General features: G+C 64.4%; 14 protein-coding genes and 1 pseudogene. 3 read left to right on the top strand and 12 right to left on the bottom strand.

Translation table 11 applies throughout. The annotated features are described in order from the left end of the window. Window positions 1-24: 24 nt before the first annotated feature. Both NYR97_RS20830 and NYR97_RS20825 read right to left on the bottom strand, forming a co-directional pair. On the bottom strand, window positions 25-1,050 hold the full coding sequence (locus NYR97_RS20830; RefSeq protein ID WP_205394547.1) for a hypothetical protein: 1,026 nt from the start codon (window positions 1,048-1,050) through the stop codon (window positions 25-27). Between the two features lie 255 nt (window positions 1,051-1,305). Continuing rightward, window positions 1,306-1,772, bottom strand: a pseudogene (locus NYR97_RS20825) (pectinesterase family protein); the annotation flags it as partial. Window positions 1,773-1,873: 101 nt separating this feature from the next. Between NYR97_RS20825 and NYR97_RS20820 the strand changes: the two are divergent. Both NYR97_RS20820 and NYR97_RS20815 read left to right on the top strand, forming a co-directional pair. After that, on the top strand, window positions 1,874-2,362 hold the full coding sequence (locus NYR97_RS20820) for a pyridoxamine 5'-phosphate oxidase family protein (RefSeq protein WP_104569952.1): 489 nt from the start codon (window positions 1,874-1,876) through the stop codon (window positions 2,360-2,362). Window positions 2,363-2,565: 203 nt separating this feature from the next. Continuing rightward, a complete protein-coding gene (locus tag NYR97_RS20815; protein ID WP_205394549.1) occupies window positions 2,566-2,856 on the top strand; it encodes a hypothetical protein in 291 nt (96 codons plus the stop codon). A 5-nt stretch (window positions 2,857-2,861) separates the two neighbouring features. On the opposite strand, the gene eutC is transcribed toward NYR97_RS20815, so the two are convergent. From eutC to NYR97_RS22490, 7 genes are all read right to left on the bottom strand, one after another. After that, a complete protein-coding gene (eutC, locus tag NYR97_RS20810; RefSeq protein WP_316695550.1) occupies window positions 2,862-3,713 on the bottom strand; it encodes an ethanolamine ammonia-lyase subunit EutC in 852 nt (283 codons plus the stop codon). Beyond that, complete coding sequence (locus NYR97_RS20805) at window positions 3,710-5,119, bottom strand: ethanolamine ammonia-lyase subunit EutB (protein WP_316695548.1); 1,410 nt, start codon at window positions 5,117-5,119, stop codon at window positions 3,710-3,712. The genes eutC and NYR97_RS20805 overlap by 4 nt, the downstream gene beginning before the upstream one ends. After that, window positions 5,116-6,480: an ethanolamine permease gene (gene eat / locus NYR97_RS20800; protein ID WP_316695547.1), complete on the bottom strand. Its 1,365-nt coding sequence runs from the start codon at window positions 6,478-6,480 to the stop codon at window positions 5,116-5,118. Before eat ends, NYR97_RS20805 begins: the two co-directional genes overlap by 4 nt. 230 nt (window positions 6,481-6,710) lie before the next feature. Continuing rightward, window positions 6,711-7,550 (bottom strand): M23 family metallopeptidase, encoded by an 840-nt coding sequence (locus NYR97_RS20795; protein WP_316695545.1) that lies wholly within the window; start codon window positions 7,548-7,550, stop codon window positions 6,711-6,713. Then, a complete protein-coding gene (locus tag NYR97_RS20790; RefSeq protein ID WP_316695544.1) occupies window positions 7,550-8,899 on the bottom strand; it encodes a dihydroorotase in 1,350 nt (449 codons plus the stop codon). Before NYR97_RS20790 ends, NYR97_RS20795 begins: the two co-directional genes overlap by 1 nt. After that, window positions 8,896-9,177: a membrane protein insertion efficiency factor YidD gene (gene yidD / locus NYR97_RS20785; protein WP_316695543.1), complete on the bottom strand. Its 282-nt coding sequence runs from the start codon at window positions 9,175-9,177 to the stop codon at window positions 8,896-8,898. Before yidD ends, NYR97_RS20790 begins: the two co-directional genes overlap by 4 nt. 5 nt (window positions 9,178-9,182) lie before the next feature. Continuing rightward, window positions 9,183-9,830: a hypothetical protein gene (locus NYR97_RS22490; protein WP_425613013.1), complete on the bottom strand. Its 648-nt coding sequence runs from the start codon at window positions 9,828-9,830 to the stop codon at window positions 9,183-9,185. Here NYR97_RS22490 and dksA point away from each other — a divergent pair. After that, window positions 9,820-10,308, top strand: a complete 489-nt coding sequence (dksA, locus tag NYR97_RS22485) for an RNA polymerase-binding protein DksA (RefSeq protein ID WP_369910408.1) — start codon at window positions 9,820-9,822, stop codon at window positions 10,306-10,308. The genes NYR97_RS22490 and dksA overlap by 11 nt on opposite strands. A gap of 139 nt (window positions 10,309-10,447) precedes the next feature. On the opposite strand, the gene NYR97_RS20775 is transcribed toward dksA, so the two are convergent. The 3 genes from NYR97_RS20775 to cysS form a co-directional block, all read right to left on the bottom strand. Beyond that, the gene (locus NYR97_RS20775) at window positions 10,448-11,701 is read right to left on the bottom strand and encodes an MFS transporter (RefSeq protein ID WP_316695541.1); all 1,254 of its coding nucleotides are present in this window, start codon (window positions 11,699-11,701) and stop codon (window positions 10,448-10,450) included. Continuing rightward, a complete protein-coding gene (locus NYR97_RS20770) occupies window positions 11,698-12,135 on the bottom strand; it encodes a SufE family protein (RefSeq protein WP_316695540.1) in 438 nt (145 codons plus the stop codon). The genes NYR97_RS20775 and NYR97_RS20770 overlap by 4 nt, the downstream gene beginning before the upstream one ends. 290 nt (window positions 12,136-12,425) lie before the next feature. Beyond that, window positions 12,426-13,865, bottom strand: a complete 1,440-nt coding sequence (cysS, locus tag NYR97_RS20765) for a cysteine--tRNA ligase (RefSeq protein WP_316695539.1) — start codon at window positions 13,863-13,865, stop codon at window positions 12,426-12,428. Window positions 13,866-13,909 lie beyond the last annotated feature (44 nt).

The raw sequence follows: 13,909 nt of genomic DNA, 5'->3' as shown, positions 1-13,909 counted from the left end.
TATACGTCTCGGCCATTTGCATGCCTAGTTGATGGCCGCTGCCGTCTGATACAGGTTACCGATTGCTGACGTCCACTGAGGACCGAACGAGGCGTGGGTGAACTGCTTATATGCGAATGAGGTCATGCCAACTTCGACGTCCTGCACGGTATCCTCGTTGAGCGAAACCCAAGGTGAGCCGCTGACACCGAGGCGGGCATCCCACTCCAGGCCCTCAATGGCATAGTCCTTGTTCATCCATGGGTTCGGCTCTGCGGTGCTGGTCACGCTGACCGGCGTGTTCGGATTTGCACCAGGGTCGGTGCTGTAGCCAGTTACCTGATATTCGTTGTCGTCCTCCTGACCGATAAAGCGAACGCCAGACGCCCCGACAGTATTCGACAAAGTGGCGCCGGACGGCTTCATTGCCACGGGGGCCTGCACTTGGAAGAACGCAGTATCGTAGTCAACGGCTCGCCCTACGACCCAGCGATTATCGGCGGTGATGGTCGTCGCAGGCCAAATACCGTAGGGGGCGGTACCGTTGTAGGCTGGCGCGAACGCCAAGTGCGACACGAACTTACCTGTTAGGGCAGAGACGCATCGCCCGGAAGTGGCTACGACGTTACCGGAGTCGGAGACGACCGCGTTGCCAGTGCAGCGCTGGTCTACGCCGTTCGCCCGGAAGAAGACCACGCCCAGATGAGCTGCGGGGGGGAATCCTGGAACCGGCACGGACGGATCCGTCTTCGGGGTCGGCACCGCTCCTTTCACTACCTTCAACCCGGCAGCCGGGGTTTCATCGCGCACCAATGCCGAATTCTGCAACTCTGGCGGGTCGCCGTCGACCGGGTTGTCATCCACGAAGGATGCGGAAACCGCAGCTTGCATCCGTGCGAGTGTCCAGTAGGAAGCACTCGCATCTCGCTGAGCAGTCGGGACGACGTGCTGCACGATGGTGCCGGGGGGGAGGTTGATTGAGTTGGTGCTTGCAGACACGTCGCTGATCGCTAGGATGGTGAGAATTGCGCAGGACGCGCGCAGGGATGTGGTTTTTGGAAAATGTACCATGGTGCTTTTAGCCTATAATGTTTTGCCTGGAGTTGAGCGCCCCAGGCGGATTAATTCAATTTATAATATATAAAGACAAAGCGTAGCTGTGCCCGTGTTTATGGCGGATTTTCCCTTCCGCTATCATCAGTGCTACTCAGGTTTTCTCGAGTGCAAACGTGCTGACTCAGCAGCATGGGTTCTATCCTAACCCTGACCGGTTAATTTTATTTGTTTCGTTGCGAATGCAATCGTGCGCATGCGAAGGATGTTCAACCCACATCTTCTGCCCGGGCATGCGCCGACCGAATGAATGGTGGCATTGTCGAACACGCCCACGCCCATCCCGAAGAGGAAGTCGACATCGCCCTTGATGGTACTGTTCTTGAAGTAGGTGCGAATCACCGCGGCGGCATTGGTCGCGCCGATCAGCAAGGCGCCCTGATTGCCGGTCACCAGCGCATCTTCGAAACTGGCCTGGTCGCCAGGTGCCGCCAGCGCCATAGCGGCCTGATTTTCGTCCTCGTAAGTGCCTTCGACATAATGGTTTTGCACGCGCAGGTGACGCGCCTGGACACCGGCTGCGCGTATGGTCAGTGTCGCGCCGTTGGATGTGCCTACTGCGGTTGCTGCTGCATTGCCGCCCAGGGGGACTCACCGTGCCGGCTGACTTGGGCGTCGGGTTGGCGTTGTTGAAGTGGGAAGACGGTGTCGATGGTGTAGGTGCCCAAGCCCAGTCGCGTTGCCGTCATGTGCAGGCAGGAGTGCGCATCGTCACATGCCGTGGGCAGGGAGACTTCCAGACTGAGCCACCCGCGCAGACACGCGCATGTGAGATAGTGAGATGGCAGATCCCAAAGAGCTGCAGGAAAAATTCTGGAAAGCCTTGAAATCCGATCGCACCGTGATGCTTGGCCTGGATGGCGTGGAAGATGGGCATGCCCGCCCGATGACCGCGCAGATCGAAGGCGACAGCGGTGGTCCGATCTGGTTCTTCACCTCCAAGGACAACGCGCTGATTGCCATGCTGGGGCAGGGCCGCCGTGTCATCGGCGCCTTCAGCAGCAAGGGGCACGACCTGTTTGCCAGCATCAGCGGCTCGCTGCGCGAAGACACCGACCCGGCTGTGGTCGAGCGCCTGTGGAACCCGCATGTCGCTGCCTGGTATGAGGGTGGCAAGGACGATCCCAAGTTGGCGCTGCTGCGTCTGGACGCCGATCACGCGCAGATCTGGCTCAACGGTTCCAGTCTGCTGGCCGGCATCAAGGTGTTGTTCGGCGTCGACCCGAAAAAGGATTACCAGGACAAGGTGGCGGACGTCCCGCTGCGCTGAGGCCTGATCCACGCATGCGCGATCTTCGAGATGGTGCATGCTTCGAGATGGTGCATGCGACCTCATGCATCCAGGTGCTGTCGCTCGTGCAGGCGCCGATTCGGTTGTGAGGCTGGATTGGCGCTGTCAGCTTGGATTGCATGCAAGAACGGTGATTGGCACGACGCGCTCGCACGATGCGCGCCTGCTACAGGAGAAGCGAGATGCAACAGATCGAAACTGGCCAGATGGTGTTTCTGCGCGATGGCGAAGTCGGCGTCGGTGCAATCCGCGAGATTCGCAAGGGCGGCGCCGAGCTCGTCATCGATATAGAAAACGGTGGCGACTTCGTGCTGCCTGCGTCGGTGGTGCGCGATGTGCATTCCGGCAAGGCGATGCTGGATGTCGAGCAACTGCCGGAAGACGTACGTAATGCCCTGCGTCATCCACACGACAATGAATTGCCGACCAGCACCTACGCGGCCAGCGATCCGCAGGATGGCGCACTCAAGTAGATCGGCTAACGTCGACTACGTTCGACATCCTGCGGCAAATCATCGGGAAGTAGAAACGTCAGTGGCGTGGCATCCGGCAGACCCGTCGACGGTAGCGCCGGCTGCTCGGCCTCGTCCTTGAGTTGCACGCCGGACAGCTTGCGTCGGAACGATTCGCGCAGCAGATACGCCAGCTTGTGCGTGGCGTCGGCGTAACTCAGCCCTTCGGTGCGGATGTTGGAGATGCAATTACGCGCGGCGTCGGTCAGGCCCACCCGCGGGGTGTAGGTCAGATACAGGCCCAGGCTGTCGGGCGAGCTCAGGCCTGGCCGTTCGCCGATCAACACGATCACCAGACGCGCCTTGAGCAGTTCGCCAACCTCGTCGCCGATGGCGACGCGGCCTTGCGCGATCAACATCACTGGCGCCAACGACCAACCTTCATGCGCAGCCAGTGCGTCGATATGTTCCAGCATCTGCGCTGCATGCCGATGCACGGCCAATGCGGAGAGTCCGTCGGCGACCACGACAGCCACATCGTGCCCGCCGCCATGTACGGCGCTCAGGCCACGCAGATGCGCGGCCGCATCCTCGTCCAGGCGCCGGCCCAGATCCGGACGTTGCAGATAGGCATGCCGATCCACCGCCGCGCTGTGCAACAGAATGCTGTCACGCCCGCGCTGTTTGAGCGCTGCTTGCAGCGGCTGTGGATCGAATGCCAGATGCACTGCATCGCGTGCCTGTGCATGCGCGAGCTGGAAATCCAGATGTGCCGCGGTCGGCAGGCTGGTGCCGACGCGCCCCAGCGCGATGCGCGCCGGCGTCAGCCGGCGCAGTTGTGCCCAGGCGTCGCGCGGTGGCGTGGTCGGGCTGCTCATTGCGCGCTGCCGGTGTGCAACTGCGCCAGCGCACGCCGGAACGGTGCCGGCACCTCGCTACCGAGTTCGAAGCGGCCATCGCGCAGGCGCAAAATGCCTTGCTGTTCCAGCCACTGTTCGAACTCGGGCGCAGCACGCAGGCCCAGTGCCTGGCGCGCATACAGCGCGTCGTGGAACGAGGTGGTCTGGTAGTTGAGCATCACATCGTCCGAGCCGGGGATGCCCATGATGAAATTGATGCCGGCGGTGCCGAGCAGGGTCAGCAGCACGTCCATGTCGTCCTGATCGGCTTCGGCATGGTTGGTGTAGCAGATGTCGCAGCCCATCGGCACGCCGAGCAACTTGCCGCAGAAATGATCCTCCAGCCCGGCGCGGATGATCTGCTTGCCGTCGTAGAGATATTCCGGGCCGATAAAGCCCACCACGGTGTTCACCAGCAACGGTTTGAACTGCCGCGCCACTGCATAGGCGCGCACCTCGCAGGTCTGCTGATCCACGCCATGATGCGCATTGGCCGACAACGCGCTGCCCTGGCCGGTTTCGAAATACATCACGTTGTCGCCCACGCTGCCACGGCGCAACGACAGACCCGCCTCGTAGCCTTCCTGGAGCAAGGCAAGATTGATGCCGAAGCTGGTATTGGCCGCTTCCGTGCCGGCGATGGACTGGAACACCAGGTCCACCGGCACGCCGCGGCCGATCGCCTCGATGGTGGTGGTAATGTGCGCCAGCACGCAGGACTGCGTGGGAATCTGGTAGCCGGTGATCACCGCATCGAGCATGCGCAACAATGCGGTGGTAGCGGCCAGGCTGTCGCTGGCCGGGTTGATGCCGATCACCGCATCGCCGTTGCCGTACAACAAACCGTCGAGCACGCTGGCGGCAATGCCGGTGGCGTCGTCGGTGGGGTGGTTGGGTTGCAGGCGCGTCGACAAGCGTCCGCGCAAACCCAGCGTGTTGCGAAAGCGCGTGACCACGCGCGTTTTCTGCGCGACCAGAATCAGGTCCTGCACCCGCATCAGCTTGGACACTGCCGCCACCATCTCCGGTGTCAGTCCGGGCGCCAGTGCGGCCAGGGCGGCTTCGTCGGCCTGCGCACTCAACAGCCAATCGCGAAATCCGCCCACGGTGAGATGCGCGACCGAGGCGAATGCGGTTGCATCGTGTTGGTCGACGATCAAGCGTGTGACTTCATCCGCTTCGTACGGCACCACCGCCTCATCCAGAAAATGGCGCAGCGGCAGGTCCGCCAGCGCCATCTGCGCAGCGACGCGCTGCAGACCGGAGTCGGCGGCGAGCCCGGCCAGTTGATCGCCCGAGCGTGCCGGCGTGGCCTTGGCCAGCAACGTTCTGAGATCGGCAAACTGGAAGCGCTCGCCGCCTGCGGTGAAGGCGAACCCACTCATCTGACAGTGCTCGCAGGCGTGTGTTGGCCGCGCAAGCTCAGCACGCAACACACCGCACCAAACAGCAGCAGTCCTACAAAGATCAGCGCCACGATCGGGTTGAACCACACCATCGCCACCAGGCACACCAGCGCCAGCAGCAGCGCAATCGCCGGCACCACCGGATAACCCGGTGCGCGAAAACTGCGCTCAAGCAATGGCTCGGCGCGGCGCAGTTTGAACAGGCTGAGCATGCTCATCACATACATCACGATCGCGCCGAACACCGACATGGTGATCATCGCCGCGGTCAGCGACATGCCCTGGATCTTGACCACGCCATCGCTGCAGATCGCCGCGATGCCGATCGCGCCGCCGGCAAGAATCGCGCGATGCGGCGTGCGAAAGCGCGACAGTTTGGCCAGCCCGTGCGGCAAAAAGCCCGCACGCGCCAATGCGAAGAATTGCCGCGAATAGCCCAGGATGATGCCGTGGAAGCTGGCCACCAGGCCGAACAGGCCGATCCACACCAGCATGTGCAGCCAGGTCGAGCTATTGCCGACCACGGCCTTCATCGCCTGCGGCAACGGGTCGTTGATGTTGGACAGCTGACGCCAGTCGCCGACCCCGCCGGCAAACACCATCGTTCCCAACGCCAGCACCACCAGCGTAAGGATGCCGGCGATGTAGGCGCGCGGGATCGTGCGCTTGGGATCCTTGGCTTCTTCGGCCGCCATCGCCGCGCCCTCGATCGCCAGAAAGAACCAGATCGCAAACGGAATCGCAGCGAAGATGCCGGAGATCGCCGCCGGGCCGAAATCGTTGCTGCCGGCCCAACCGTTGGCGGCGAAGCGCGCAACGCTGAAACCCGGCGCCACCACACCCATGAACACCAGCAGTTCGATCACCGCCAGCAAGGTCACGATCAGTTCGAAGGTGGCGGCGATCGCCACCCCGACGATGTTCAAGCTCATGAAGATCGCATACGCGCCGATCGCGGCGATGCGCGGGTCCAGGGTCGGAAACTGCACGTTGAGATAGGCGCCGATCGCCATCGCAATGGCCGGCGGCGCGAACACGAACTCGATCAGCGTGGCCAGGCCCGCCAGCATGCCGCCATAGGTGCCGAACGCGCGCAGGCTGTAGGCGAACGGCCCACCGGCGTTCGGGATGGCCGTGGTCAACTCGGTGAAGCTGAAGATGAAGCAGGTGTACATCACCGCCACCAGCACGGTGGTCACCAGAAATCCCAGGGTGCCGGCGGTGCCCCAGCCGTAGCTCCAACCGAAATACTCGCCGGAAATCACCAGTCCCACGGCGATCCCCCACAGTTGCCAGGTGCCCAGTGTGGGTTTGAGTTGCTCGTTGCGCATGTCGCACATCTCCTGCGGTCGGGGGAGGGGAGATGAAGCACGTCCGACGCCGCAGCGGTGGACCAACCGTCTGGCTCGATCGCTCGTTACGTAAAGTGGCGAGGATCGAAGATCGACGGTCGTCCCGGTTATACCCCAAAGCCCCGCGTCCAACACAGGCACAGCGGGTAGGCCGCAGAGAACAGGCCGCCACGCTAACGCAGCCTGTGCCCGCTGTTTCATTTCGCTACCCAACAGCCCTATTTGTTGCGCTCAAGCACCAGCAACGGATCGATGCGCACATCGAACCAATTCATCCCCCAATGCAGATGCGGCCCGGTCGCGCGCCCGGTGGCGCCCACGGCGGCAATCACCTGACCCTGCTCCACGCGATCGCCCACCTTCACGTCGATGCGTGAGAGGTGCAGAAAGTTGGAGCTCACCCCGAAGCCATGGTCCAGCAGCACCGTACCGCCGGTCAGATACAGATCCGGCGCGGCGAAGGTGACCACGCCGGCGGCCGGCGCCTTGACCGGCGTGCCGGTGGGTACCGCGATATCCATGCCCGAATGACCGGCGCCGGGCTGGCCGTTGTAGACGCGCGCATTGCCGAAGCGCCCGCTGATGCGGCCCTGCACCGGCCAGATGAAGGGCTGCGCGAAATCGGTGCGCGCATCGTCGCGATCGCGTGCAGCGGTGACCTGCGCCTGTTCGCGCTTGATCCGCTCGGCGATCGCCGCAGGCGGGTTGACGGTCTTGGGCGGCACGCCGTTGACGCGTTCCACCGGCCAATCGCGCGGCGTCACTGCGATGCTGGCGGTCTCCTTGCCGCCATCGGGCCGGGTGATCTGCACCTGTAATGGGCCGGTGGCATCGCGGCCGATACCGAACACCACGCTGCCATAGCCGCTCACCCGCAGCGTACGGCCGGCGTACTGCACCTGGCTGCCCGCAGGCACCTTGCCGATCACCATCGCGCCTTGCGAGGCGCTTTGCGGAAACACCACCTCCGCAGCGCTCGCAGATTGCGCAGCGGCATCACCCACAGCAAATGCGAGAGGCGCCAGCGCAAGCCAGGCGCCAAGCAGGGCTGCGCGCATCAGCGGTCGAAGGTCAGGCGCTGACCGGCGGCACTGCCGACCAATTGTTCGCCATCCCACACCTGCTGGCCGTTGACCCAGGTCGCGGCGATGCGCGAGCGGAAGGTGGTGCCTTCGAACGGCGACCAGCCGCACTTGGACAGCACCTGCTCGCGCTTCACGGTGAACGGGGTGTTGTCGATCATCACCAGATCGGCGAAATAGCCTTCGCGCAGAAAACCGCGCTCTTCCACATCGAACAGCTGCGCCGGCGCATGCGCGAACTTCTGCACGATGCGGGTGATCGGCAGCTTGCCTTCATGCACCAGCTCCAGCGCGGCGACCAGCGCGTACTGCACCAACGGCAGGCCCGACGGCGCCTGTGCGTAGGGCTTTTGCTTCTCTTCCCAGGTATGCGGGGCGTGGTCGGTGGCGAGCACGTCGATGACGTCTTCGGCCAGCGCCTGGATCAGCGCCAGGCGGTCGTCGGCGTCCTTGATCGCGGGGTTGCACTTGATCAGGTTGCCCAGCCGCGCGTAATCGCTGCGGTCGAAGCGCAAGAAGTGGATGCAGGTCTCGGCGGTGATGCGCTTGCGCACTTTGCCGTCGGCGTCGACCAGCGGGCCGGCCTCGAACAGCGCCAGCTCGTCGGCGGTGGAGATATGCAGCACGTGCAGGCGGGTGTTGTGCTTGCGCGCCAACGACACCGCCAGCTGCGAAGACTTCAGGCACGCCTCGCGCGAGCGGATGTCCGGATGCATCTCCGGGGTCAGCGCATCGCCGTACTTTTCCTTGAACTGCGCCAGCGTCGCATCGATGGTCGGGGTGTCTTCGCAGTGGGTGATGATTGGCGTGGGCGCGTCGCGGAAGATCGCATCCAGCGTTTCGGGGTTGTCGACCAGCATGTTGCCGGTGGAGGCGCCCATGAACACCTTGATGCCCGGCGCGGTCTTGGGATCCAGCGTCTGGATCGCGGCCAGGTTGTCGTTGCTGGCACCCATGTAGAAGCCGTAATTAGCCCAGGCGCGCCCGGCCGCAGCGTCGTACTTGGACTGCAGCGCAGCTGCATCCAGGGTCGGCGGATTGGTGTTGGGCATGTCCATGAAGCTGGTCAGGCCGCCAGCCACGGCAGCGCCGGATTCGGTGGCGATATCGCCCTTGTGGGTCAGCCCCGGCTCGCGGAAGTGCACCTGGTCGTCGATCATGCCCGGCAGCACCCAGCGCCCGGCCGCGTCCACCACCGTATCGCCTGCAGCCGGAGTGATCTTGTCGGCGATCTTGGCGATGCGGCCACCCTCGATCAGGAGGTCGGCATCGAACTCCTTGCCTTCATTGACCAGGCGGGCATTGACGATGACGGTTCGGCTCATGGGTGGGGTCCTTTGCAGCGGCAGGAGGTGGAAGAGGGCGAGGACGCGTCGGGGACGGGATCGAACCCGCCCGGATGGAAAGGATGGCAACGGCCCAGCCGGCGTGCAGCCAGCCAGCAGCCGCGAAGCGGGCCGAAGCGGCCGATCGCGGTCATTGCATACTCCGAGCAACTGGGCGCAAACCGGCAGCGCGGCCCTAACAGAGGGCTAATGAATATTTTGTAGAAGCGCAGCAGCGCGATGAGCAGGCGTGAGATCACTTGCCAATGATATGCCACTTGGACTAATGGGTGGTTGCCGGGGGTCCTTGGGGTAAGCTATAAAGGCCCGCTTTCCCGGGCCCCGGGGGAACCAAGGATGAGCGTTTCGTGGCTGCTAAAAAAACTGCAAACAAGGCCGTAGAGGCCGCCAAGAAGTCCGCCAAACCCGTTGCGAAGAAAGCGGCGGCGCCTGCCGCTGCAAAACCGGCTGCCAAGCAGGCGACGCCGGCCACCAAGCAACCTGTTGCCAAGAAGGCAGCTGTGACTAAGGCCGCTGCCAAGCCGGCGCCGGCCTCCAAGGCCACAGTGCCCCAGCCCGCGGTTGTCAAACCTGTAAAACCGGCCGCCAAGAGTGCTGCCAAGCCGGCGGCAAACAAGGCAGCTCCGGCTGCCGCCAAACCGGCCGCCACGCCGGTGGCGCCCAAGTCCGTACCGAAGCCGGCTGCCAAGCCGACTCCGGCCAAGTCAGTCCCGGTCAAGGCTGAAAAGCCCGCGCCCGCACCGGCCCCCAAGGCCGTCCCTGCGAAGCCGGCAAAGCCTGCGACCCCGTCAGTTAAGAATCCCGTGCCCGTTTCGAAATCTTCAGCAAAAACACCAACCAAAACCGAAGCCCCCGCCAAGCCCGCCGCGACCCGTCCGGTCGGTAAGGTGGCCGTGGCCGTGACTGCCAAGTCGTCCAGCCCGACGCCCAAGACCAAGTACAAGGTGGTCGACTACAAGATCGACGAGACCACCGGTCGCCCGATCCTGCCGCAGGGCTACAAGCCTGCCGCGGACGAGGAGTACATGAGCAAGCTGCAGCAGGAGTACTTCCGTCAGCGTCTGCAGCGGTGGCGCAACGAGATGGTCGAGGAATCCAAGCAGACCATCGAGAACCTGCGCGAAGAAGTGCGCGATATCGGCGACGAAGCCGAGCGTGCCACCCGCGAGACCGAGAACTCGCTGGAACTGCGCGCCCGCGACCGTGCCCGCAAGCTGATCTCCAAGATCGACAGCACGCTCAAGCGTCTGGAAGACGGCGACTACGGCTATTGCGTGGACACCGGCGAAGAGATCGGGCTGGACCGCCTGGAAGCGCGTCTGACCGCCGAGCGCACCATCGACGCGCAAGAGCGTTGGGAGCATCTGCAGAAGCAGCAGGGCGATTGATCCTTAAGATTGATCGTTCAGCAAGCGTCGAAGCTTCATTGGTCGACTGAAAAAACCCCGCCATGTGCGGGGTTTTTGATGCGGCAAGGGAACAGGGATGCCGGCTGCGTTCGCTACCGGCATCTCGCCATTGCGCACATCACTGCAGGTCGCGCAGATCCAGCTTGCGTAGCTTCGGCGCCTTCCAGGCGGTAGTCGCAACCACGCCCAGGGTCACGCAGCCGCCGATCACCACCGCCGGCACCAGGCCGACCAGGCGCGCCATCACCCCGTCGTAAAACGCGCCCAGCTCGTTGGACGAGCCGATGAAGATGCCGTTGATCGACGACACCCGGCCGCGCATCGCATCGGGCGTGGCCAGTTGCAGGATGGTCTGACGCACCACCACCGAGACGCCGTCGCACATGCCGTAGACCAGCAGAATCGCCGCCGACAGCCAGAAATGCCGCGACAGGCCGAACGCGATCGTGCACAACCCGAAACCGGCCACCGACAGCATCAGGATGCGCCCGGCATTGCGCTGCAGCGGGTGCCGCGCCAACCACACGCCGACCACGATCGAGCCCAGTGCCGGTGCACCACGCAGGATGCCCAGGCCCTCCGGACCGTAGTGCAGAATGTCGTGGATGAAGGCGGGCAGCATCGACACTGCGCCACCCAGCAGCACCGAAAACATGTCCAGCGCCATCGCGCCCAGCATGATCTGGTTGGACAGCACGAATTGCGCACCTTCGGCGATGCTGCGAAAGATCGGCGCGCGCGGGCCCTCGTTGACCGGCTCGCTGACGCGCAATAGCGCCAGCGCCAGGATCGCCACCAACGCCACACTCGCCGCAACGCCATAAGCCAGGCCCTTGCCGCCCCAGCCGACCAGCATGCCGCCCAGTGCCGGGCCGATGACCATGCCGGCCTGGAAGGTGACGCTGCCGATGCTGGCGCCGCGCGCGAAGGCTTCGCGTGGCAACGCGCGCGCGAACAAGGCGTTGTAGACCGGCGACAGGAACGAGCGTGCTGCACCGGTCAGTGCGATGGCCGCATAGATCGGCCACACGCCTGGTACCGGCAGCCAGCCATGCGTGATCGCCAACAGCAGCAGCGCAGTGGCGACCAGACCCAGCACTGCGACCATGCCCAGACGGCGGCGCGGCAGGTGATCGACCAGATAGCCGGCAAACGGCGCGATGCAGAAGAACGGCAGGATCTCCGCCAGCCCGATCAGCCCGAGCGAGAGCGGATTGCGGGTGATCTCGTAGATATGCCAACCGACCGTGACCGCGACGATCTGGTACGACAGCATCGCCGCCACACGATACAGCAGCACCAGGCCGAAGCCGGGGTAGGCGAACAGCGTGCGCAGCGAGGCGGCGGGCGAGGGAGGCGTGGGCGTGCTCACTGCTGGGCGCGGGCGGTGTCGCGGATGAAGGCCAGCATCGCCGCCACACCGTTGCTGCGGGTCGGCGACAGGTGCTTGGCCAGGCCAATGCCGGCGATATAGTCCGGCTCGGTGGCGATGATTTCCTGCGCACTACGCCCCGAGTACACGCGCAAGGCGAGATAGATCAGCCCGGAGACGATCGCTGAATCGCTGACGGCGTGGAAGTCCAGCCGCTCGGCGTTGCCCTCCGGCACGATCCACACCATCGACTGGCAGCCATGCAGGCGGTGTTCTTCGGTCTTCCACTGTTCCGGGAAGGTGGGCAGCTTGCGGCCCAGGTCGATCAGGTACTGGTAGCGCTCGGACCAGTCGCTGAAGAAGGAAAATTCCTCGGCGATGGCGGCCTGCGCTTCGACGGCGGTGGGTTCTAGCGGGAACGGGGTGGTGGTCATCAAAAATCCAGAATCGGTCGGTGATAGCGCTGCCGGCGGCACCGCGATGGTGCCCCTGTCCTGTCGCGGCGGGAAGGAGCGGTCTGCGCGCCACTGGCGCGCGTGCCTTGGAGCGCCCGCGCCGCCAGCGCGAGCCGGGGCGCGGGGGTTGGGGTGAGGGTACGGGCGAAGCCTCGCTGGAATTCAATGCGGGTGACTTCGCTCTTACCTCAAAAAACGGTGCATGTGGCTTCGCCCGTACCCTCATCCGGCGCTACGCGCCACCTTCTCCCGACGGGAGAAGGGGAGAGTCATGCGCGCTTCCAGCGTACGCCCTGCGGGGTGTCTTCCAGCACGATGCCTTCGTCGGCCAGTTGCTTGCGGATGGCGTCGGCGCGGGCGAAATCCTTGGCTTTCTTTGCGGCATTGCGCTCTTCGACCAGCGTGGTGATGCGCGCATCGTCGCCTGCATCGGTGCCCCTCGAGAACCAGGCCGCCGGGTCTTGCTGCAGCAAGCCTAGCGCCAGACCTGCGCCAAGCAGATCGGATTTGGCTCGGCGCAGCGCCGCAAGATGCTCGCCGCTTCGCTCGCTGTCCGGCCCGCCCGCTGGCGAGAAATCATGCAGTGCCCGGCTGGCCTCCTTTGCAAGCTTCGCCAATGCTGCAAGCGCCAGCGGCGTATTGAGGTCATCGTCCAGCGCAGATTCCACATCGCCAGGAATCGTGGTCGGCTGCGTGGGGCCGACGCCCGCATCGGTTTCGACGGCTGCCAGATCGCGCAACGTGCCATACAACCGGTCCAGCGTGTTCTTGGCCTGCTCGATCAAGCCATCCGACCAATCCAGCGGCTGCCGGTAATGCGCGCTCAGCAGGGCGTAGCGCAGCGCTTCGGGCGGGTGCCTGGCGATCAGGTCGTGCACGGTTTCGATGTTGCCCAGCGACTTGCTCATCTTGGCGCCGCTGAAATTGAGCATGCCGTTGTGCAGCCAGAACCGCGCAAAGGTCGCCCCGCCATGCGCGCACTCGCTCTGCGCGATCTCGTTCTCGTGATGCGGGAACTGCAGGTCCACGCCGCCGGCATGGATGTCGATGGTCGGGCCCAGGTGCGCGGCGGCCATTGCCGAGCATTCGATATGCCAGCCCGGGCGGCCACGGCCCCAGGGCGAGTCCCAGCCGGGCAGCTCGTCGCTGGAGGGCTTCCACAGCACGAAATCGCCCGGGTCGCGCTTGTAGGGCGCCACGTCCACGCGCGCGCCGGCCAGCATCTCGTCCGGATCGCGGCGCGAGAGCTTGCCGTAGTGTTCGAAGCTGGCCACCGCGAACAGCACATGGCCTTCGGCGGCGTAGGCGTGTCCGTTGGCGATCAGTTGTTCGATCATCGCCACGATCTGCGGAATATGCGCGGTGGCTGCCGGTTCGATATCCGGCGGCACCACGCCGAGCGCGGCCATGTCCTGGCGGTAGATCGCAGCGAAGCGGTCGGTGATGGTCGAGATCGGCACGCCCTGCGCCTGGGCGGCGGCGTTGATCTTGTCGTCCACGTCGGTGATGTTGCGTGCGTAGCGCAGCGCCCCATAGCGGCGCCGCAGCAGCGCGGCAAGCACATCGAACACCACCGGGCCGCGGGCGTTGCCGATATGCGCGTAGTTGTAGACGGTGGGGCCGCACACATACAGGGTGGGGCTGGTGGGATCGAGCGGCGCGAACGGCTCGACCCGCCGCGTCAGGTTGTTGTGCAGGCGCAGGCTCATCGGCATCTGGAAAAGGGTAACTGCACGATTCTAGCCGGTCGCGG

This window comes from Xanthomonas hydrangeae, from assembly GCF_032697525.1.
In the GTDB taxonomy this organism is placed as follows: domain Bacteria; phylum Pseudomonadota; class Gammaproteobacteria; order Xanthomonadales; family Xanthomonadaceae; genus Xanthomonas; species Xanthomonas hydrangeae.
Note: the sequence above shows the minus strand (reverse complement) of the source record. Positions and strands in the feature narration are given on the sequence as shown.

Coding starts and splice junctions, on each gene's coding strand:
- NYR97_RS20805 (WP_316695548.1), bottom strand. CDS start 5,119: ATGAGTGGGTTCGCCTTCACCGCAGGCGGCGAGCGCTTCCAGTTTGCC.
- cysS (WP_316695539.1), bottom strand. CDS start 13,865: ATGAGCCTGCGCCTGCACAACAACCTGACGCGGCGGGTCGAGCCGTTC.
- eutC (WP_316695550.1), bottom strand. CDS start 3,713: ATGAGCAGCCCGACCACGCCACCGCGCGACGCCTGGGCACAACTGCGC.
- NYR97_RS20820 (WP_104569952.1), top strand. CDS start 1,874: ATGGCAGATCCCAAAGAGCTGCAGGAAAAATTCTGGAAAGCCTTGAAA.
- NYR97_RS20790 (WP_316695544.1), bottom strand. CDS start 8,899: ATGAGCCGAACCGTCATCGTCAATGCCCGCCTGGTCAATGAAGGCAAG.
- NYR97_RS20795 (WP_316695545.1), bottom strand. CDS start 7,550: ATGCGCGCAGCCCTGCTTGGCGCCTGGCTTGCGCTGGCGCCTCTCGCA.
- NYR97_RS20770 (WP_316695540.1), bottom strand. CDS start 12,135: ATGACCACCACCCCGTTCCCGCTAGAACCCACCGCCGTCGAAGCGCAG.
- NYR97_RS20815 (WP_205394549.1), top strand. CDS start 2,566: ATGCAACAGATCGAAACTGGCCAGATGGTGTTTCTGCGCGATGGCGAA.
- eat (WP_316695547.1), bottom strand. CDS start 6,480: ATGTGCGACATGCGCAACGAGCAACTCAAACCCACACTGGGCACCTGG.
- NYR97_RS20830 (WP_205394547.1), bottom strand. CDS start 1,050: ATGGTACATTTTCCAAAAACCACATCCCTGCGCGCGTCCTGCGCAATT.